Source organism: Streptomyces flavofungini (assembly GCF_041028215.1).
Taxonomy (GTDB): domain Bacteria; phylum Actinomycetota; class Actinomycetes; order Streptomycetales; family Streptomycetaceae; genus Streptomyces; species Streptomyces flavofungini_B.
Genome location: NZ_JASKYR010000015.1, coordinates 1 through 19,539, shown reverse-complemented (window position 1 = coordinate 19,539; position 19,539 = coordinate 1). Strand labels below are relative to the sequence as shown.

Annotated in this window: 21 protein-coding genes; 11 read left to right on the top strand and 10 right to left on the bottom strand. The window is 70.4% G+C overall.

Features of this window, described 5'->3' with window-relative positions:
- The first annotated feature begins 309 nt into the window (after nucleotides 1–309).
- Entirely contained in the window at nucleotides 310–1,782 is a 1,473-nt protein-coding gene (dnaB, locus tag AB8Z36_RS02440; RefSeq protein ID WP_076685351.1) for a replicative DNA helicase, read from the top strand.
- 33 nt (nucleotides 1,783–1,815) lie between these two features.
- On the opposite strand, the gene AB8Z36_RS02435 is transcribed toward dnaB, so the two are convergent.
- Complete coding sequence (locus AB8Z36_RS02435; protein WP_369211492.1) at nucleotides 1,816–2,769, bottom strand: SDR family NAD(P)-dependent oxidoreductase; 954 nt, start codon at nucleotides 2,767–2,769, stop codon at nucleotides 1,816–1,818.
- A gap of 58 nt (nucleotides 2,770–2,827) precedes the next feature.
- Here AB8Z36_RS02435 and AB8Z36_RS02430 point away from each other — a divergent pair, with 58 nt between their 5' ends.
- Both AB8Z36_RS02430 and AB8Z36_RS02425 read left to right on the top strand, forming a co-directional pair.
- Complete coding sequence (locus AB8Z36_RS02430; protein WP_369211491.1) at nucleotides 2,828–3,349, top strand: MerR family transcriptional regulator; 522 nt, start codon at nucleotides 2,828–2,830, stop codon at nucleotides 3,347–3,349.
- Nucleotides 3,333–4,709 (top strand): serine hydrolase domain-containing protein, encoded by a 1,377-nt coding sequence (locus AB8Z36_RS02425; protein WP_369211490.1) that lies wholly within the window; start codon nucleotides 3,333–3,335, stop codon nucleotides 4,707–4,709. The genes AB8Z36_RS02430 and AB8Z36_RS02425 overlap by 17 nt, the downstream gene beginning before the upstream one ends.
- 174 nt (nucleotides 4,710–4,883) lie before the next feature.
- Here the strand turns inward: AB8Z36_RS02425 and AB8Z36_RS02420 are convergent, their stop codons facing one another.
- Both AB8Z36_RS02420 and AB8Z36_RS02415 read right to left on the bottom strand, forming a co-directional pair.
- Entirely contained in the window at nucleotides 4,884–5,336 is a 453-nt protein-coding gene (locus tag AB8Z36_RS02420; protein WP_369211489.1) for a GNAT family N-acetyltransferase, read from the bottom strand.
- Nucleotides 5,337–5,390: 54 nt separating this feature from the next.
- Complete coding sequence (locus AB8Z36_RS02415) at nucleotides 5,391–5,849, bottom strand: MarR family winged helix-turn-helix transcriptional regulator (RefSeq protein WP_369211488.1); 459 nt, start codon at nucleotides 5,847–5,849, stop codon at nucleotides 5,391–5,393.
- A 141-nt stretch (nucleotides 5,850–5,990) separates the two neighbouring features.
- On the opposite strand from AB8Z36_RS02415, the gene AB8Z36_RS02410 reads away from it, so the two are divergent.
- Entirely contained in the window at nucleotides 5,991–7,205 is a 1,215-nt protein-coding gene (locus AB8Z36_RS02410) for an MFS transporter (protein WP_369211487.1), read from the top strand.
- A 47-nt stretch (nucleotides 7,206–7,252) separates the two neighbouring features.
- The gene (locus AB8Z36_RS02405; protein WP_369211486.1) at nucleotides 7,253–7,672 is read left to right on the top strand and encodes a GlcG/HbpS family heme-binding protein; all 420 of its coding nucleotides are present in this window, start codon (nucleotides 7,253–7,255) and stop codon (nucleotides 7,670–7,672) included.
- 88 nt (nucleotides 7,673–7,760) lie between these two features.
- On the opposite strand, the gene AB8Z36_RS02400 is transcribed toward AB8Z36_RS02405, so the two are convergent.
- Together AB8Z36_RS02400 and AB8Z36_RS02395 are read right to left on the bottom strand one after the other, a co-directional pair.
- Nucleotides 7,761–8,630 carry a GNAT family N-acetyltransferase gene (locus tag AB8Z36_RS02400; protein WP_369211485.1) on the bottom strand — a complete coding sequence of 290 codons (870 nt, stop codon included), beginning with the start codon at nucleotides 8,628–8,630 and terminating at the stop codon, nucleotides 7,761–7,763.
- 5 nt (nucleotides 8,631–8,635) lie between these two features.
- Nucleotides 8,636–9,187 carry a DUF2269 domain-containing protein gene (locus AB8Z36_RS02395; protein WP_369211484.1) on the bottom strand — a complete coding sequence of 184 codons (552 nt, stop codon included), beginning with the start codon at nucleotides 9,185–9,187 and terminating at the stop codon, nucleotides 8,636–8,638.
- Between the two features lie 76 nt (nucleotides 9,188–9,263).
- Between AB8Z36_RS02395 and AB8Z36_RS02390 the strand changes: the two genes are divergently transcribed.
- Complete coding sequence (locus AB8Z36_RS02390; protein WP_369211483.1) at nucleotides 9,264–9,899, top strand: HAD family hydrolase; 636 nt, start codon at nucleotides 9,264–9,266, stop codon at nucleotides 9,897–9,899.
- 375 nt (nucleotides 9,900–10,274) lie between these two features.
- The gene (locus AB8Z36_RS02385; protein ID WP_369211482.1) at nucleotides 10,275–11,822 is read left to right on the top strand and encodes a globin domain-containing protein; all 1,548 of its coding nucleotides are present in this window, start codon (nucleotides 10,275–10,277) and stop codon (nucleotides 11,820–11,822) included.
- A 35-nt stretch (nucleotides 11,823–11,857) separates the two neighbouring features.
- Here AB8Z36_RS02385 and AB8Z36_RS02380 read toward each other — a convergent pair whose 3' ends face one another.
- The 4 genes from AB8Z36_RS02380 to AB8Z36_RS02365 form a co-directional block, all read right to left on the bottom strand.
- Nucleotides 11,858–12,340 carry an NUDIX domain-containing protein gene (locus AB8Z36_RS02380; RefSeq protein ID WP_369211481.1) on the bottom strand — a complete coding sequence of 161 codons (483 nt, stop codon included), beginning with the start codon at nucleotides 12,338–12,340 and terminating at the stop codon, nucleotides 11,858–11,860.
- Between the two features lie 59 nt (nucleotides 12,341–12,399).
- On the bottom strand, nucleotides 12,400–13,305 hold the full coding sequence (locus AB8Z36_RS02375; protein WP_369211480.1) for a LysR family transcriptional regulator: 906 nt from the start codon (nucleotides 13,303–13,305) through the stop codon (nucleotides 12,400–12,402).
- A gap of 445 nt (nucleotides 13,306–13,750) precedes the next feature.
- Nucleotides 13,751–14,974, bottom strand: coding sequence for a cystathionine gamma-lyase (locus AB8Z36_RS02370; RefSeq protein WP_369211479.1), 1,224 nt, complete (start codon nucleotides 14,972–14,974; stop codon nucleotides 13,751–13,753).
- A gap of 302 nt (nucleotides 14,975–15,276) precedes the next feature.
- On the bottom strand, nucleotides 15,277–15,654 hold the full coding sequence (locus AB8Z36_RS02365; protein WP_369211478.1) for a phage holin family protein: 378 nt from the start codon (nucleotides 15,652–15,654) through the stop codon (nucleotides 15,277–15,279).
- Nucleotides 15,655–15,763: 109 nt separating this feature from the next.
- Between AB8Z36_RS02365 and AB8Z36_RS02360 the strand changes: the two genes are divergently transcribed.
- The 4 genes from AB8Z36_RS02360 (at nucleotide 15,764) to AB8Z36_RS02345 (ending at nucleotide 18,074) form a co-directional block, all read left to right on the top strand.
- Nucleotides 15,764–16,081: a cupin domain-containing protein gene (locus tag AB8Z36_RS02360; protein ID WP_369211477.1), complete on the top strand. Its 318-nt coding sequence runs from the start codon at nucleotides 15,764–15,766 to the stop codon at nucleotides 16,079–16,081.
- Between the two features lie 183 nt (nucleotides 16,082–16,264).
- A complete protein-coding gene (locus tag AB8Z36_RS02355) occupies nucleotides 16,265–16,486 on the top strand; it encodes a DUF5326 family protein (protein WP_369211476.1) in 222 nt (73 codons plus the stop codon).
- 275 nt (nucleotides 16,487–16,761) lie between these two features.
- On the top strand, nucleotides 16,762–17,532 hold the full coding sequence (locus AB8Z36_RS02350; protein WP_369211475.1) for an IclR family transcriptional regulator: 771 nt from the start codon (nucleotides 16,762–16,764) through the stop codon (nucleotides 17,530–17,532).
- A gap of 104 nt (nucleotides 17,533–17,636) precedes the next feature.
- Complete coding sequence (locus AB8Z36_RS02345; RefSeq protein ID WP_369211474.1) at nucleotides 17,637–18,074, top strand: SsgA family sporulation/cell division regulator; 438 nt, start codon at nucleotides 17,637–17,639, stop codon at nucleotides 18,072–18,074.
- A 103-nt stretch (nucleotides 18,075–18,177) separates the two neighbouring features.
- On the opposite strand, the gene AB8Z36_RS02340 is transcribed toward AB8Z36_RS02345, so the two are convergent.
- Nucleotides 18,178–19,539 carry a YibE/F family protein gene (locus AB8Z36_RS02340; RefSeq protein WP_440581839.1) on the bottom strand — a complete coding sequence of 454 codons (1,362 nt, stop codon included), beginning with the start codon at nucleotides 19,537–19,539 and terminating at the stop codon, nucleotides 18,178–18,180.

The window sequence follows — 19,539 nt, the reverse complement described above, 5'->3', positions numbered from 1 at the left end:
CGCAGGTCAGGTGCGCTTTCGCAGAGGTGCTGAGGGCTTGTTCACAGGGCTGTCCACCGAGCCGTGCACAGGTTTGGCGGAGTTCTCCACAGCATCGGGCCCGTCATCCACACCGCCTGTGGATAACCAGATTGGCTGACGGTGCCCGCGGGCCTACCGTGGTCCGGCGCCCGCCTCGTCGGACGACCTCGGAAACCCCGCGAAAGCGACGCGTCAGAACCGGAGTCGGGCCGACTTATTTGTCAGTGTCGTGCCGTACGAAAGAGGGGCACGGCGAGGTCCGCTCGGCGGACGGGAGGAGGTGGCCCGGTGAGTATCTCCGAGCCTTTGGACGACCCCTGGGCCGACAGCGGTCCCAGTGACCGTCTGCCCGTCTCCCGCCAGCGCCGCGACGGAGGCCGAAGCCGCGACGAGCAGCATGAGCGGGGCCGCGAGAGCGGCTGGGACGGCGGCTCGTCCTTCGAGCGGGTCCCGCCGCAGGACCTGGACGCCGAGCAGTCCGTGCTCGGCGGCATGCTGCTCTCCAAGGACGCCATCGCCGACGTCGTCGAGGTCCTCAAGGGCCATGACTTCTACCGGCCCGCACACGAGACGATCTACGCCTCGATCCTCGACCTGTATGCGAAGGGCGAGCCGGCCGACCCCATCACGGTCGCGGCCGAGCTCACCAAGCGCGGCGAGATCACCAAGGTCGGCGGCGCGTCGTATCTGCACACCCTGGTGCAGACGGTCCCCACCGCGGCCAACGCCGAGTACTACGCGGAGATCGTCCACGAGCGCGCCGTGCTGCGCCGTCTCGTGGAGGCGGGCACCCGCATCACCCAGATGGGATATGCGGCGGACGGCGACGTCGACGAGATCGTCAACAGCGCCCAGGCCGAGATCTACGCGGTCACCGAGCAGCGCACCACCGAGGACTATCTGCCGCTCGGCGACATCATGGAGGGCGCCCTCGACGAGATCGAGGCGATCGGTTCGCGGTCCGGGGAGATGACCGGTGTGCCGACCGGCTTCACCGACCTCGACCAGCTCACCAATGGCCTGCACCCGGGCCAGATGATCATCATCGCCGCCCGTCCCGCCATGGGTAAGTCGACGCTGGCGCTGGACTTCGCTCGGGCCTGCTCGATCAAGCACAACATGCCGAGCGTGATCTTCTCGCTCGAAATGGGGCGCAATGAGATCGCGATGCGTCTGCTGTCCGCCGAGGCCCGGGTGGCGCTGCACCACATGCGGTCCGGCACGATGACGGACGAGGACTGGACCCGCCTCGCCCGCCGTATGCCGGACGTCTCGGCCGCCCCGCTGTACATCGATGACTCCCCGAACCTGTCGATGATGGAGATCCGCGCGAAGTGCCGTCGGCTCAAGCAGCGCAATGACCTCAAGCTCGTCGTCATCGACTACCTCCAGCTCATGCAGTCCGGCGGCTCGAAGCGGGCCGAGAGCCGTCAGCAGGAGGTCTCGGACATGTCGCGAAACCTCAAGCTCCTCGCCAAGGAGCTGGAGCTGCCGGTGATCGCGCTCTCCCAGCTGAACCGCGGCCCCGAGCAGCGTACGGACAAGAAGCCGATGGTCTCCGACCTGCGTGAGTCCGGTTCCATCGAGCAGGACGCGGACATGGTGATCCTGCTGCACCGCGAGGACGCGTACGAGAAGGAATCACCGCGCGCCGGTGAGGCCGACATCATCGTCGGCAAGCACCGTAACGGCCCGACGGCCACGATCACGGTCGCCTTCCAGGGCCACTACTCCCGCTTCGTGGACATGGCGCAGACCTGATCCTTCCGCCCGGGGCGCACCTCGGGCGGCGGCTCAGAAGGCGCTGAGTCCGGTGAGTTCGCAGGAGAGGTCCCAGAGCCGGGACGCCGCTTCCGTGTCCCGGACCCAGGGCTTCACACCGCCGATGAGCATGTCGTCGGTGGTGGCGGGCCCGGCGATGTCGCAGTCCTGGCAGTACGCGCCGCCGTGGCCGTCCAGGAGCGGCGACGTCGCCGCCCAGACCGTCGTCGCCGCACCCTGCTCCGGCGTCTTGAAGCCCGCTGCCGGGGTGCCCTCGGGCGTCACCCAGCCCTGCGTCAGCCACTCCTCTCGCGGGATGTGGCGTTGCAGCGGTGTGAGGATGCTCCCGGGGTGCACGGCGAAGGCGTGCACGCCGTGTTCCGCGCCCAGGCGGTCCAGACGCAGGGCGAAGAGGGCATTGGCGGTCTTGGACTGGGCGTAGGCCGCCCAGCGGTCGTAGCCGGTCGCGAAGTGCGGGTCCTGCCAGCGGATGCCGGACAGGAAGTGGCCGGACGACGCGACGGCCACCACCCGTGCCCCACCGGCCACGAGCGCCGGCCGAAGGCGCTGGGTGAGCGCGAAGTGGCCGAGGTGGTTGACGGCGAAGTGCGCCTCCCAGCCGGGACCGACGCGGGTCTCGGGGCAGGCCATGATCCCCGCGCCGTTGATGAGCAGACCGAGAGAGCGCCCCGTTTCCAGGAAGCGCTCGGCGAACCCCCGGACGCTGTCGAGGTCGGCCAGGTCGAGGGACCGCACCTCCGTCCCCGGGACGCCGCGCAGCGCCTCCTTGGCGATGGCGGTCCGGCGGGCGGGTACGACGACGTGTGCGCCCGCGCGGGCCAGGGCGCGGGTGGTCGCGAGTCCGAGGCCCGAGTATCCGCCGGTGACGAGCGCCGTGGTGCCGGTGAGGTCGATGGTGTCGAGGACGTCGTCGGCGGTGCTGTGCGCCCCGAAGACGGTGCCGAGTTGCCGCTGCTCCATGATCATGCGCTCGACGCTAGAACCTAGAGTGCGAGCTAGGTCAAGCACTCGATACGGTCGCGGCATGAGTGAGGACGCGGGGGGCACGCCCCAGGGCGAAGGCCATGACGCCGGGTGGGACGAAGGTGAGCCTGGAGGCCTGTCGATAGGGAAGGTCGCGGAGGTGACCGGGCTGAGCGTGCACGCTCTGCGGTTCTTCGAGCGTGAGGGGCTGTTCCTGCGTGACATCCCGCGCTCGGGCGGCGGGCAGCGGATCTACGCACAGGCGGACGTGGACTGGCTCGCGCTGTGCGGGAGGCTGCGGGACTCGGGGATGCCCATCGCCACGGTCAGGAGGTTCGCGGCGCTGGTCCGCTCGGGCCCCGGCAACGAACAGGAGCGTCTCGAACTGCTCCAGGAGCACGAGCGCGACGTACGCGCGAAGATCGACGACCTGAACGCCTGCCTCGCTGTCATCCACGGCAAAGTGGCCATCTACGAGCGTCATCTGCGCGAAGGAACGGCGATCGGTCTGTGGGCACCACCCGAATTCACTCGACGTGGGAGCGGCGCACAGGTGGACTGGTCCCATGACGAAGCCCCTTGAAGAACTCCTCCCCGCCACTCGCCGGGCCCTGCTGCACCGCGTCGCCACCGAGCAGACGCGGGGCAGGGCACCCTCGCTGGTCGCCTCGGTGGCCCGGGACGGCGAGCTGGTGTGGAGCGGCGGCCGCAGCATGGTGGACGGGCACGCGCCGGACGAGAACGTCCAGTACCGCATCGGCTCCCTCACCAAGACCTTCACCGCCGTACTGGTGATGAGGCTGCGGGACGAAGGCCTGCTGAGCCTGGGGGATCCGCTGGAGAAACACCTTCCGGGGACCGGCGTGGGCCAGGTCACCGTCGCCGAACTCCTCGCGCACACCGCGGGGCTGGCGGCGGAGACGCCGGGCGCGTGGTGGGAGCGCACGCCGGGCTCTACGCGTCCACAGCTCACCGATGTCCTGGGCGAGCGGCCGTTCAAGCACCCCGTCGGCCGCCTCCACCACTATTCCAATCCCGGGTACACGCTGCTGGGCTCTCTGGTGGAGGAGTTGCGCGGGGCGCCATGGGCGGAGGTGCTGCGCCGTGAGGTCCTTGAGCCGCTGGGGCTGACCCGCACGAGCGCGCGGGCCGAGGCGCCGCACGCCGGGGGCTGGGCCGTTCACCCGTGGGCCGACGTCATGATGCCGGAGCCGGTCGAGGACCTCGGTCTGATGGCTCCGGCAGGGCAGCTCTGGTCCACCACGGCCGACCTGCTGCGCTTCGCGCACTTCCTGGTGAAGGGCGACGACCGCGTGCTCGGCGCCGAGTCGGTGCGGGAGATGCGCACCCCTTCGGCTCCACCGCAGCCGGAGAGCCGGGACCGGGCCTACGGCCTGGGTCTTGACCTGCTGACGTACGAGGGAATCGGCCTGGCGGGCCACACGGGCTCGCTGCCGGGCTTCCTGGCGGGGCTCTGGGTGAGCGAACAGGACGGCGTGGCCGCGGTCGCGCTCGCCAACTGCACTTCGGGGCCGCTGGTGGCCACGCTCACCGCGGACCTGGTGAAGATCGTGGCCGAGGCCGAGCCGCGCATCCCCGAGCCCTGGCGCCCGCTCCCCGCAGTGGATGAGAAGGTGCTTGAACTGGCAGGGCCCTGGTACTGGGGCACCCAGGTCCTCGCGCTCCGGCTCACGGCCGATGGGGGTGTGGAGCTCGGTCCGCTGTCCGGCGCGGGGCGCCAAGCGCGATTCCGGGCCGACGGCGACGGAACCTGGACGGGGCTCAACGGCTATTACGCGGGGGAGACGCTGCGGGCGGTGCGCACGGCGGACGGCTCGGTGAGCCATCTCGACGTGGGCTCGTTCGTCTTCACGCGTGAGCCGTACGACGCGGGGGCACCGGTACCCGGCGGCGTGGACCCACAGGGGTGGCGCGGCTTCTGACCGCGCGGCAGGGGGCGACCCAGGGGGGCGAGGTACCGCGCACTTGAGGGGGCCTGCCACGGCCCCCCCCCGCACCCGACGGTGGCCGTTTCACGTGAAACCGCAGGTCATGTTTCACGTGAAACGGCGCGACGCCTGGCCCGGCCGACCGAGCATGCCCCCCCGGCAGCCGCCTCAGAGCTGGAGCTTGAAGCCCACGTGCGATCCGGTGAACCCGAGCCGCTCGTAGAAGCGGTGGGCGTCGGTGCGGGCGGCGTCGGAAGTGAGCTGGACCAACTGGCAGTTCTGCCGACGGGATGCGTCGATGGCCCACTCGATGAAACGGGTGCCGAGCCCGCTGCCCCGCTCATCCGCGTGGACACGTACCGCCTCGATGATCGACCGTGTCGCGCCCTTGCGGGAGAGGCCCGGCACGATCGTGAGTTGCAGTGTGCCGACCACACGCCCCTCGCGTACGGCGACGACGAGATGTTGATTCGGGTCGACGTCCAGACGCTCGAACGCGGCGACGTACGGGGTCAGGTCGTCCGGTGACTCACGCGTCGCGCCCAAGGGGTCGTCGGCGAGCATGCCCACGATGGCGGGCAGGTCGTCGACGACGGCTGGGCGTATCTCAAGATCTCCCATGGGGGCAGCTTAAGCGGAGGACCGCCCGCGCAGAGGGCTCCGCGAGAGCATCGGCTACGCCGGTACGCGCAGGGTCTCGACGGCCCTGACCAGCGGGGCGAGCTCCGGATTCCGTGCCGCCTCGTCGAGCGCCTCGCGCAGCGCGGCGTCGTTCGTCGGGCGGGCCTCGGCGAGCAGGGCGGCGCCCGCCTCGCTGACGTCCGTGTAGATGCCACGGCGGTCGGTGGGGCACAGATAGCGGGAGAGCAGCCCACGGTCTTCGAGCCGGGTGACCAGACGGGTGGTGGCGCTCTGGCTGAGCACCACGGCGTCCGCGACCTGCTTCATCTGAAGGTGCCCGCCCTCGCCGTCGTGCTGGCGGCTGAGGACGTCGAGCAGGGAGTACTCACGCACGCTCAGGCCGTGCTCGCCCTGGAGGGCGCGCTCGATGTGGGCCTCGATCTGCCCGTGCAGCAGGGAGAGCGCGCACCAGCCCTGAGAGAGGGCGGTGAGTGCGGGGTCGGTCGCTGTCATGGCTCTTCAATCCTCCGTCCAGGATCGGCTACGGCCCAGGATAGTCCACCGGAGCAATATTCGGCGTTTGCAATTAACCCGCGCCTGCAAGTATTGTGGACGCACGTTAAGCGCACCCGCAATCATTTGGAAGGTAGATCCATGCCTCTCGCGCTACTGGCCCTCGCGATCGGGGCCTTTGGAATCGGGACCACGGAGTTCGTGATCATGGGGCTCCTGCCCGAGGTCGCGGGTGACTTCGGCGTCTCCATCCCGACCGCCGGATTCCTCGTGACCGGCTACGCCCTGGGCGTCGTCCTCGGCGCCCCGCTGATGACCGTGCTCGGCACCAAGATCTCGCGCAAGCGGATGCTGATGCTGCTCATGGGCCTCTTCGTCGTCGGCAATGTGCTCTCCGCCGTCGCGCCCGTCTTCGGTGTGATGCTCGCGGGCCGCGTCGTGGCCTCCCTCGCCCACGGTGCCTTCTTCGGCATCGGCTCGGTCGTCGCGGCCGAACTGGTCGCCCCGGAGAAGAAGGCCGGCGCGATCGCCATGATGTTCACCGGCCTGACCGTGGCCAACGTCGTCGGCGTGCCGCTCGGCACCCTCGTGGGGCAGACGCTCGGCTGGCGCCTGACCTTCGCGATCGTCGCCGCACTCGGCGTCATCGGCCTCGCGGGCATCGCCAGGCTCGTCCCGGACCTGCCCAAGCCCCAAGGCGTGCGGCTCCGCCATGAACTGGCGGCCTTCCGCAACGTACAGGTGCTCCTGGCCATGGCGATGACCGTCCTCGGCTTCGGCGGGGTCTTCGCGGCCGTCACCTATCTGGCGCCGATGATGACGGACGTCGCCGGATACGCGGACTCCTCCGTGACCTGGCTGCTCGTCCTCTTCGGCCTCGGCATGGTCGCGGGCAACCTGATCGGCGGGAAGTTCGCGGACCGCGCGCTGATGCCCCTGCTCTTCATCTCGCTGGGCGCCCTGGCCGTCGTGCTGGCCCTCTTCACGCTCACCGCGCACCACAAGATCGCCGCCGCCGTGACCATCGCGCTGATCGGCGCCCTGGGCTTCGCGACCGTACCGCCGCTCCAGAAGCGCGTCCTCGACCAGGCATCAGGCGCGCCCACTCTCGCCTCCGCCGTCAACATCGGCGCCTTCAACCTCGGCAACGCCCTCTCGGCCTGGCTCGGCGGCATCGTCATCGCCGCGGGCCTCGGCTACACCGCCCCGAACTGGGTGGGTGCCGTCCTCGCGGGCTCCGCACTCGTCCTCGCCATCCTCTCGGCCGCGCTGGAGCGCCGCTCCGCCTCCGCCGTCCCGAGCCTGGTCGTGACCGGTGCGGCGCCCGCCGAGCAGGCGACGCCCGTCAGCCACTGACCACCCCCATTCCCCCATCACGCACCACCTCTGAAGGAGAAACACCCATGAGCACCACCGCTGTCGCCCCGCTGACCATCGAGGACGCGGAGGTCCTCGTCGGCGCGGCACGTCGCGCGGCCGAGGCGGCCGATGTCACCGTCAGCGTCACCGTCCTCGACGCGGGCGGCCACCTCCTCGCCTTCCGGCGCGACGACCGAGCCGTGCTGATCTCCGGCGAGACCAGCACCCGCAAGGCCTACACCGCCCTCCAGCTGAACTCCCCGACCGCCGACCTGGTCGACGCGGTGCAGCCCGGCGGCCTCTTCCACACCCTGCCCACCGCCCTCGACCGGCCGCTGCTCTTCATCGCGGGCGGCGTGCCGGTCCACCGCGACGGCCGCCTGATCGGCGCGATCGGTGTCGGCGGTGGCGCGCCCGAGCAGGACCACGGTTTCGCGACGGCCGCCGTGCGGGCCCTCGCGTAACTCCGCGCCCCGCGACGGACAAGGCCCGCCTCCGAACGCCGGATGACATCGGCGTTCGGAGGCGGGCCTCGCCGCGTTCCGGGCCGGGTCAGCCGGCCGCCACTGTCAGCGGAGCGAAGCGGCGGGTCCAGTCGCCGGGCAGCTCCGCCGTGCCGTGGGCCATCACCGCGTTGAAGGCGACGGAACCGAGGCCGTTCTCCTTCACCCACGCGAGGAGTTCCTCGTGCCGTACGTCGATGTCCGTGCGCAGCGGGCGGTCGCTGCGGGCGCCGAGTGAGGCGATGAGCGCCTTCGCGGTCTCCGTGTCACGGGCGATGAGCGGGCCGACGACATGCGTCTCCATGTTCGGCCACGCGCCCGCGTATCCGATGAGTTCACCGTCGGCCTCCGCCACCCGCAGCTGATCGGTGAAGGCCGGAAGACGGGTGATCACATGCGTGCGGTCCTGGCCGAACACCTCGGTGTCGAGCCGCAGGATGGCGCTCAGGTCCTCCGCGGTGGCCGGACGCGTGGCCACGTCGGGCAGCGGGCCCGCGGGCGTGAAGTGGCCGCGGACCATCTCGGCGCGGCCGATCACCTTGAAGCCGAGCTGCTCGTAGAGCGGCCGCCCGTTCGGTGTCGCGTGCAGGGTCAGCGGTGTGGTGGCCTCCGTCTCGATGGCGTGCCGCATGAGACGGCGCCCGATGCCCCGGCGGGCGTACCGCTCGGCGACGAGGACCATGCCGATCGCCGCGAGGCCAGGGCGCTCCAGCGGGCCGTACCGGGTCACGACATAGGCACCGATGAGGCCGCCGCCGTCGGGGTCATCGATGCCGTAGCCCGTTCCGGCCGACAACAGGAGACCCCATTTATGTTCCTCGCGGGGCCAGCCCCGGTCCTCGGAGAGGTCGGCGCAGGACGTCACGTCGCGAAGGGAGAGCCGGCGGATGGGCAGAGCGGAGAGGGAAGGTGTCGACACCCGGATCAGGCTGTCTGACGTACGTCCCCGCCGTCCACCCGTTTGTGGGCAGAAGCACGTCGCATTTGGTCACGGCGCTTCCGGCCGCGCCGGGTGAGGCCCCAGGGCTTGAGTACGGAAAGGACCGTCATGAACACATAGGCGCCCAGGGAGACGAGTGGCCCGGCGGCCAGATCGGCCGCGTCGGTGACCGGGTCGCCCGCGGCCACCGTCGCGACCGCGTCGTTGATGCCGGGGCGCAGCGCGAAGGCGGAGGCGGCGGTGGCGACCAGGGTCAGCCAGAACTTCGTATGGACCCAGCGATGCCGGGCCAGCCCCCACGGCGTACCGAGGGACAGCAGCAGACCGCTCAGCAGCGTCAGCAGAGCGATCGGCAGGACGAGCCAGTCGGTGAAGACCTTCATGGAGCGGACGGCGGCCTCGGTGGCCGCGTGGGACTCCGTCGAAAGGGCGGTGAGGGCGAGCGCGACAAGGCCGAGCGTGAGCCCGAGCCAGCCGGCCGCGCCGACCGCGTGGACGACCAGGGTGACCCGACGAGCGGGACGGCTTAGTTTCACGTGAAACACCGTGCCGACCGAGGCGAAATCCGTCGTCTGACCGCAGGAGTAGGCGCGGGTACTAGCCTCGGCGTACATGGCACGCCTTCACCTCTTCGACCTGGACGGGACGCTGCTGCACGGCACGGCCGCTCCCGTACTGATCTCGCGGCAGCTCGGACTGGACGCGGAGATCGCCGCGCTCGAGCGTGATTTCGTCGCGGGACACATCGACTCGCCGGAGTACGCGGTGCGGGTGCACGCTCTCTGGGCGGACCTCACGGACGCGCAGGTGACGGCCGCCTTCGAGGGCGCGCCCTGGCTGTCCGGGATCCGGGAGACCTGGGCCGAGATCCGGGAGGGCGGGGACTACTGCGCGGTGGTGTCTCTCTCGCCGTCGTTCTTCGTCGAGCGGCTCACCGGATGGGGAGCGCATGCCGCACACGGCTCGCGCTTTCCGGCTGTGCCGTTCACCGAGCCCGTGGAGCCGACGGGCATCCTCAACGCCGCGGCCAAGGTGAAGATCGCGAACCGCCTCTGTGAAGAGTTCGGAGTGAGCAACAGCGACTGTGTCGCCTACGGCGACTCACTCTCGGATCTGGAACTGTTCGCCGCCGTGCCGGTATCGGTCGCCGTCAACGCGGATCCACGGCTGGTGAGCCTGGCGACCCATACGTATGTCGGGCGGGATCTGCGTAAGGCATACGAATTGGTGAGGCGTGGCACTACGTAAGGCAAGTTTGGTGTGTGCGGGCCGAGTTCATGGGAGGAGAGGGGAACTTGTGCGTCCGGCCGCTGCCGGTAGGGTCGTCCCCGATTCGTGCCGGGCGGCTCTTCTCGCGATGCTCGCGCCATCCGGGAGGCCCGAGCGCAGGTCGAGAAAGCCTAACGGGGTAGGGAGATCCAGAGCCCGCACTTCGCGCTGGGCGACCGGCGCGGCAGCGGTGAATGGGATGCTGCGGTGAGACAGCTGCGGCCAATGTCACATTCTCGTCCTACTTGTCCGTAGGGTCCGGGAAACCGATGTTCAATGTGGCCGTACCGGCCATCGAGGCAGAGCGGGGAAAGCAGGCAGCTTCCGGCAGGGAGTGCCCACACCGACCGAGGAATGTTCGAGGCGAGGCACAGCATGAACGCTCCGACCACCACGTCGGCGGACGACGGGACTCCCGGCGGCGGAGGCGGCTGGTTCGCCCCACGCAAGCCGCCGGTCGGCGAGCCGTCGAGCGGTGATCAGGCGAGCGGCGAGCGGTCGAGCGGCGAGCGGTCGAGCGGCGATCAGTCGCCGTTCGGCGAACGGGCCGAATCCGCGGAGGGGCGCCGCCCTGCCGCGATACGGCCTCTGGGAAGGCACGCCGCCCCGGCCCCCGTGGCCGGACCCACGGACGGCCGAATACGGGCCGACAGGGACACCGGTGCCGCTCCGGACTCCGTCCGGCCGCCCCGCGAGGCAGCCGCCGCTTCCGGGCCGCGGACCGACTCCCTCACCCAGGCCTCCGAGCCGCGGACCGACTCCCTCACCCGGCACCCCGGACCGGCCACCCCCGCATCGCCCGACGCGGTCCTGGTGCAGCGCACGATGGCCGAGATCGGCCCCGTCGCCGACCAGGTCACCTCGTACTTCTACGCACTGCTCTTCACCCGCCACCCCGACCTGCGCCCGCTGTTCCCCGTGGCGATGGACACCCAGCGGGACCGGCTTCTGAAGGCGCTGCTCACGGCCGCCGAGCACATCGACCACACCGAGGTGCTCACCTCGTATCTGCGGGGGCTCGGGCGCGGACACCGCAAGTACGGCACGAGGCCCGAGCACTATCCGGCCGTTGGTGAGAGCCTGATCGGCGCGCTGAGCCGGTACGCGAGCGCGTCGTGGGACGAGGCGACCGAAGGTGCCTGGGTCCGTACGTACACGACGATCTCCCAGATCATGATCGACGCGGCCGCCGAGGACGAGCTGCGGGCCCCGGCCTGGTGGTTCGCCGAAGTCGTCTCGCACGATCTGCGGACCTCCGACATCGCCGTGGTCACGGTCCGCCCGGACCAGCCGTACCCCTTCCTCGCGGGGCAGTACACCAGCCTGGAGACCCCGTGGTGGCCGCGCATCTGGCGGCACTACTCCTTCGCCTCGGCGCCCCGCGCCGACGGGCTGCTGTCCTTCCACGTCAGGGCCGTTCCGGCCGGCTGGGTCTCCAGCGCCCTCGTGCACCGCGCCCGGCCGGGTGACATCCTCCGGCTCGGGCCGCCCGCCGGTTCGATGACCGTCGACCACACCACCGACAGCGGCCTCCTCTGCCTCGGCGGCGGCACCGGCATCGCGCCGATCAAGGCCCTGGTCGAGGATGTCGCCGAGCACGGCAGGCGGCGCCCGGTCGAGGTGTTCTACGGCGCCCGCACCGACCACGACCTGTACGACATCGACACGATGCTCCGGTTGCAGCGGGCCCATCCCTGGCTGGCGGTCCGCCCGGTCGTCGACCAGCGGGCGCAGCTTCCCGACGCCGTGCGCGAGTACGGCCCGTGGAACGAGTACGACGCCTATCTCTCGGGCCCGCCCGGCATGATCCGCAACGGAGTCGACGCCCTGCGGGACATCGGCATCCCCGAGAGCCGGATACGCCACGACTCGGTCGAGGAACTGGTGGCGGCGGGCGACTGACCGACCGGGCAGGTCCCGGAGCGCTGCCCGGCCGATCAGCCCAGGTCAGGTGCGTGCATCGCGCGTACGCCCTCGATATTGCCGTCCAGATAGTGCCGCAGCGACAGCGGTACGAGATGGACCGAGGCGATGCCGACCCGGGTGAAGGGCACATGCACGATCTCGTACTCGCCGCACGGCTCCTCGATCTCGGGGCCGTGCCGCCTGCTGAGGTCCATGGACTCCAGTCGGCAGACGAAGAAGTGCTGCACCTTCACACCGGTCGAGGCGCTGTCCTCGCCGATGTGTTCCACGGTGTCGACGAAGCAGGGGACGACGTCGGTGATCTTCGCGCCGAGTTCCTCGTCCAGCTCGCGGTGGAGAGCGTCGACGACGGTCGCGTCCTCCGGTTCGACGCCGCCGCCGGGGGTGAGCCAGTAGGGATCGACGCCGGGTTTGGTCCGCTTGATGAGGATCAGGTCGTCTCCGTCCAGCAGGACGGCGCGTGCGGTGCGCTTGACCACAGGTCGGACGGTCATGGGGGAAGAGTGGCCCGGACTGTTCCACGTGAAACATCGCGCACCGGCCGAGGCGGCCATCAAGCCCAGTCGGCCGCGGCCCGCAGCAGCCACTCATGCGCCCGAGCGATGTGCGGCATGGCCAGGGTGCCCGTCCGCACCGCGAGGAAGTAGGTGCGCAGCGGAGGCACCGCCGGGTCGAGCAGGGCCACGATGTCGCCGCGGTCGAGGGCCTCGGTGCAGAGATACCGGGGCAGTACGGCCAGTCCGGCGCCCGCGGCAGTGCAGGCGAGGACCGCACGCAGATCCGGCACGATGACCGCCCCGGAGGCCGCGGGGCGGGCGTCGAAGACGGCGGCCCAGTAGCGGGAGACGAACGGCAGCGACTCGTGCACCTCGACCACCGGCAGGTTGTCCAGCGGCAGCGCCCCCTCGCGGCGCAGCCTGTCCGGGGCGATGCGGGCGGCCCAGCGCTCCCCCGCGACCAGGACGTGCTCCTCGTCGCAGAGCGGCGTGGCGGTGAGCAGCACGCCGCGCGGCTGAGCCGTGCTGATGGCCAGCTCGTGGTGCCCGGCGGAGAGCCCCTCCAGAGCCTCCTCCGCGGTGCCGAACGACGCGCGCAGGGTGTAGCTGTGGCCGTCCTGGCCGGTCAGCGCCGTGAGCGCGGGCAGAGCGCGCTCCGCGGTGAACTCCGGGGGGCCCGCGAGATGGAGTGTGCGCATCGAGGAGTCCTGGTCGAGCCCCGTCTCGGCTATCTCCACGAGGGCGTCCAGATGAGGGGCGGCTTTGTAGGCGAGTTCGTCCCCGATGGTCGTCGGCGTCACCCCACGGGCCTGCCGCAGGAAGAGCGGGCGGCCCAGTTGCCGCTCCAAGGTCCTTATCTGCGACGTGACGGCGGGCTGGGAGAGCCCGAGCAGGGCTGCCGCGCGAGTGAAGGAACCGGCCCGGTGCACTGTCACGAAGGTGCGCAGCAGGGCCAGATCCATGACGAGGTTCCTTCCCTCCGTGCCCTCTGGGCGCGCCCAACTATAAATATGTCGATAGGACTCTGTCGCTACTGTGATTGGACACTGACACAGAGTCAACTAGCCTTGTTGGCGCGGTTCTTCGCGCGCAGAACCGGGACGGTCCGAGCCACGAGGGGGGAGGCTCGGACCGTTCATTGTGCGCAGCGGGACCGATAGGGGCGAGGGAACCGCCCACGGCGCTCGGCGGGACCGGAGGGGGCGAAGAGGCTCCCCCCGGCGCTCGGCCCGCCGACTCGTTCAGCGCGCGCAATCCGTCGAGCCGTTCAGCGCACTCAGCCCGCCGAGCCGTCCAGCACGCGCAGTCCGCCGACCCGTCCTCTGTGCTCAGCTCGCCGACCCGTCTCTGTGCTCAGCCTGCCGACCCGTCCCTCTGTGCTCAGTCCGCCGCCCCGTCCCTCTGTGCTCAGCCTGCCGACTCGTCCAGCGCGCGCAGCACGTCGGCTACCAGGTCGACCGGGTCCTCGGCGCCCGCCGAGAAGCGGATGAAGCCCTCCGGGACAGCGTCCCCGCCCCACCGCCGACGCCGCTCCGCCGTGGAGCGCACGCCTCCGAAGCTGGTCGCGTCGTCCACCAGGCGCAGCGCCTCAAGGAAGCTCTCCGCACGCGCGCGTGAGGGCAGCGTGAACGAGACCACGCACCCGAAACGGCGCATCTGCCGCGAGGCGATCTTGTACGAGGGGTCGTCCGGCAGCCCGGGGTAGCGCAGACCGGAAACCTCGGGGCGCCCGCGCAGTGCCTCGGCCAGAGCCAGGGCGTTCGCGTTCTGCCGGTCGGCGCGCAGTTGGAGCGTAGCCAGCGAACGGTGTGCGAGCCAGGCCTCCATCGGCCCGGGAATGGCGCCGACGATCTTCCGCCAGCGCCGCACGGAGGCGGCGAGTTCGGCGTCGCGGCAGGTCACATACCCCAGGAGGAGGTCACCGTGACCGGTGAGCATCTTCGTGCCGCTGGCCACGGCGAAGTCGGCGCCCAGTTCGAGCGGGCGCTGGCCGAGCGGCGTGGCCAGCGTGTTGTCGACGGCCACGAGGGCGCCGCGCGCGTGGGCGGCGTCGGCGAGCCTGCGTACGTCACACACGTCGAGGCCGGGGTTGGAGGGCGTCTCGATCCACAGCAGCTTGGCGCCGTCCAGGACGTCGAGCTGGGCGTCGCCGCCGGTCGGCGCGGTCCGCACCTCGATCCCGTACGCCGTGAGCTGCTCGCGGACCAGGGGAAGGACCTGGTAGCCGTCGTCGGGCAGGACCACGGCGTCACCCGCGCGGAGCTGCGAGAACAGCACCGCCGAGATCGCCGCCATGCCGGAGGCGAAGGCGAGCGTCTCGACGTCATCGCCGCCGCCCGGCACCTCGAGCTCGCCGATGGCGCGCTCCAGATGCGTCCAGGTGGGGTTCTCGTCGCGCGCGTAGGCGTAGCCGCCGGTGGGGTCGCCCGGCAGGTGGAAGTGGGCCGCGAACACCGGCCCGGGCAGTGTCGGCTCGTACTTCACCGGCTCGGGGAGCCCGGCCCGCACCGCCCGCGTGCCGTCGCCAAGGCCTGCCGGGCCATGACCCGCAGCTGCCGGACCGGCGCCCGGGCCCGCCGGGTCATCGCCCGTAGCCGCCGGGCCGTCGCCCCTGGCTGCCGAATCCGTCATGCCGCCCGCCTCTCACCGCTTGCCGTGCCACGTCGGCAGGCTTCGCCCGCCGCCCTCGCCATTCTCGGACACTCTCCGGTCATGAAGGGGCAGGGGGTGGCTGCGCTGCGGTCAGGAGAGGTCAAGGGCGGGCTGCGACGGCACACGGCGAGTCCGACGGCGAGCGTCCGGTGGCACGCGTCCGACGGCGAGCGTCCGACGGCGCGCATCCGACGGCGCGCGGGCGCGGTTTCGGACGCGCGCCGTGGGATGTGGTACCGGACGCGGCGTTGCATGCGGCGCCCGACGCGGCAGCAGCGGTCTCAGTCGTCGTCGGGCAGCACGACGTTCATGGCCCAGGACACGATGGAGATGATCAGGCCGCCCAGGACGGCGGTCCAGAAGCCCTCCACATGGAAGCTGACGTCGAGCTTGTCGGCGAGCCACGAGGTGAGCAGCAGCATCAGGGCGTTGACCACGAGCGTGATCAGGCCGAGGGTCAGGATGAACAACGGGAAGGTGAGGACCTTCACCACCGGCTTGACCAGGAAGTTCACCAAGCCGAAGAGCAGGGCCACGACAATCAGCGTGCCGATCTTCTTGCCCGTGCTCTCGCCGGTCAGAGTGATCTTGTCCAGCAGCCACACGGCGACGGCCAGGGCCGCCGCGTTGGCGATCGTCTTGACTACGAAATTCTTCATGTGTCTGATCGTGGCAGACGTGGATCACCAGAGGTCGGCTCACGGGCGGCGCGCAGCGTGCGCGTAAGAGCGCCCGACGGCACACACCAGCGAGGGGCGTACGACGGCTATGAAGGCATTCCGACTGGACGAGCTGGAGGCGGAGCGCGCGGCAAACGACGGCGCGTATCTGCAGTTTCTGCGTGAGCGGAACATGTCGGTCGGTCTCTACGCGCTCGACGCGGGGGACTCCGACCCGCAACAGCCGCACGGGCAGGACGAGGTGTACTTGGTCGTCAGCGGCCGTGCCTCGATCACGGTCGGCATGGAGACCACGTCCGTGGCGCGCGGCAGCGTCGTGTACGTCCCGGCCGGGGTGGCCCACAAGTTCCATCACATCAGCGAGGACCTGCGCGTTCTGGTCGTCTTCTCGCCGCCCGAGGGCTGACGGACTCAGGGCTCGGGCCGGCTCGCACCCCCGGATTCCCTAGGGGTCGGATCAGGGGCAGACAAGGGCTGCGCGGCCCCCACGGAGCCCGTCGGCGCCCTAGCATCGAATGCAAGAAGCCGGGGACCTGCGGAGATTCAGGAACCCGCACCGATGCGATGTGTGCGGAGAGAGGTAAGGACGATGGCAGCGAAGGAGATCTTTGCGGGTTTGCCGTGGTGGGTGAAGTGGGTGGCGGTGCCCGTCATCGCGTTGGTCGTGTTCGGTAGCCTGATAGCGAGCGTCGTCGGCTTCGTGATCGGCCTCCTCTTCAAGGTGCTGCTCTTCGTCGCCCTGGTCGGCGGACTCATCTACGTCGTACGGAAGTTCATATCCGGCTCGTCCTCGTCCCGCTCCGACTGGTGACCTGAAGAGACTGGAGCTATGGCCTGGAAGCGCCGCAAGCGGCGACTTCGCGCCGGGATTCCCTCGGTCGGGGGATGTTTCCGCAACGGCGACCGCAGGGCGGTGGCCAAGGGTTAGAGTCCGAAACCGCCGCGAGGCCCATCCTCGCGTACGGGCAACTGCCCCCTCCCGTGTGTCCCGGGGCACGGGCGGACCCCCTCGCGCTTCGGGAGTGAACCTTGGCCGCGGCCGATGCCGGTACCTCACCCGGTGGAGCCACTCCACCAGGCAGAGCCATGCCACCGGACCACGCCGGGACCGCGCCCACCCTCATCGGCTCCGTGCAGCGGGCGATGCGGCTGCTCGAAGCCGCCGCCTCGCACCCGGACGGGGCTCCCCCCAAGCAGTTGGCCCGGGAGGCGGGGCTGGCCCTGCCCACCGCGTACCACCTGCTGCGCACGCTGACCTACGAAGGCTATCTGCGCCGCAGGAAGGGACTGCTCGTACTCGGCGGGGCGGCCGAGCGGCTCGGCGCCGGCGGGGCGCGGCAGAGCAGGCGAGGCACGATCGACGAGGCGCTGGCGCACTGGCACGAACTCATCGGGGTGCCCGTGTACTTCGCCGTCTACCGCGAGGGGGAGATCGAGCTCGTATCCGTCGCGGACAGCCCGGACAACCCCGCCGTGGAGGAGTGGGCCGACTTCAAGGAGACGGGCCATGCGCATGCGATCGGCCAGTGTCTGCTGAGCCAGCTCGGCACCGAGGCAAGGAGGGACCATCTCGACCGCTATCCCGTGCGGTCACTCACGCGCTACTCGGTAAGGGACGACCGAACGTTCCTGCGCAGACTCGACGCGGTGGAGCGGATGCGGCCGGTCGTGGAGCACCAGGAGTACGCGCTCGGGACGGTCTGCGCCGCCCTTCCGATCACAGTCGGTGACACCGCGGCGACCTTGGCCATTTCCGTCCCTTCCCATCAGGCCGACCGGCTGCTGCCTGCGGTGCGGACACTCCAGCGTGAGCTCGGAAAGCTACTAGGGACACTCACCTTCTCTATCAGCATCTGAAAACTCACTCCTTGTGACGCGACAGGTACGTTGAGCAAGATGCCCTGGGTGTCAGGGAGCCGGTTCCTGGCCGCTTCGAGGGCTATGGGACGGGGTAGGGCGCGATGGACGACTCGGTACAGGCAGAGGTCATGATGAGCTTCCTCGTTTCCGAGGATCTGTCGTTCCGCATTCCGGTGGAGCTGCGGTACGAGAGCGAGGACCCGTACGCCGTGCGGCTGACCTTCCATTTGCCCGGGGACGCCCCGGTGACCTGGGCCTTCGGGCGGGAGCTGCTGATCGACGGGGTGGGCAGGCCGTGCGGTGTCGGGGATGTGCGCATTGAGCCCACCGACCCCGATCTGCTCGACGAGGCGCTGATCAAGTTGCAGGTGGGGCCGGAGCAGGCGCTGTTCCGCGTGGGCATCCCGCCGCTCCTCGCCTTCCTCGACCGGACGGACCGGCTGGTGCCGCTCGGGCAGGAGCGGGCGCTCGCCGACTTCGAGGCGCACCTCGACGAGACGCTCGACCGCATCCTCGCCGAGGAGCAGAACGCGGGCTGACCTCGGCCTCAAGGGATGCGGCGCCTATGGCGGATTGCGGCATTTCACCCGTGGCTGCGGGGCGGGGGCGGCAAGCCGCCCCTCTCCTCGGCCGACCGGCCTCTCACGCCTTGCGGCGGCGCCCCTTTCCGCCGCGGGAGGGACGGGCGGCGGGCACGTTCGTGGTGGCGGGGGACAAGCCGGAGGTGCGGTCGGCGGAGACGACCAGGGCGGCCAGCGCGGTCGTCACGGGGACCGAGGCGACCAGGCCGATCGAGCCGATCAGGGTGCGCACGATCTCCTCGGCGACGAGTTCGCTGTTGGCGACCGTGCCCACGCTGGACTGGGCGATGGAGAAGAGCAGCAGCAGGGGCAGGGCGGCGCCCGCGTAGGCGAGGACGAGGGTGTTGACGACCGAGGCGATGTGATCGCGGCCGATGCGGATGCCCGCGCGGTACAGGCCGCGCCAGCCCATGGCCGGGTTGGCCTGATGCAGCTCCCAGACCGCGGAGGTCTGGGTGACCGTCACATCGTCCAGGACGCCGAGCGAGCCGATGATGACGCCCGCGAGCAGCAGGCCGCTCATGTCGATGGACGGATACAGGCCGTGGATGAGGCCGGTGTTGTCGTCCGTGTTGCCGGTCAGCGCGGCCCAGCCGATGAAGAGCGAGCCGAGCAGGCCGATCAGGAGGAGGGAGATGAGCGTGCCGAGCACGGCGACGGAGGTGCGGGCCGTGAGCCCATGGCAGAGATAGAGCGCGATCAGCATGATGGCGCTCGCCCCGATCACCGCCACGACCAGGGGGTTCGAGCCCTGGAGGATGGCGGGCAGGATGAAGAAGGTGAGCACGAGGAAGCTGATGGCGAGCGCGACCAGGGCCATGACGCCGCGCAGCCGCCCCACCACCACGACGGCCAGCGCGAAGATTCCGGCGAGCAGCGCCATGGGAATCCTGCGGTTCACGTCGGCGACCGAGTACTGCAGGCCCTCCGGGGCCTTGGGCTCGTAGGCGACCACCACCTCTTGGCCCTGCTTGAGCTGCCGGGGCGAGTCCGGCTGGATGATCTCGGTGAAGGTGCGGCCCTTGTCCTTGCCGCTGCGGACCTCGATCGTCGCCTTCTTGCAGGTGCCGCTCGTCCGGGACTGGGCGGACTGGCCTTCCGCCGTGGAGGTGTCGCCGTTCGACGGGGTCTGCGAGGGGTTGAGGTCCTTGCAGGGGAGCTCCCGCACCTTCGTGACGGATGCCGACTGCGTCTGCCGGTCGAAGCCGACTCCGGTGCGCTCGTGCGAGGGCGTGCCGCCCGGCCAGTACACCAGGAGTCCCACGACGACCGCGGCGGCGAACGGGATCAGCACCGCGGCGATGACCTTGCGCAGATGCTTGGAGACGGGCGCGGCCGGGCCGTGGCTGTGCGAGTGCCCGTSCCCATGGCCGTGTCCATGGCCGGGGTCGCCGGGCGGCRSGCCGGGGACGGGCACTCGCAC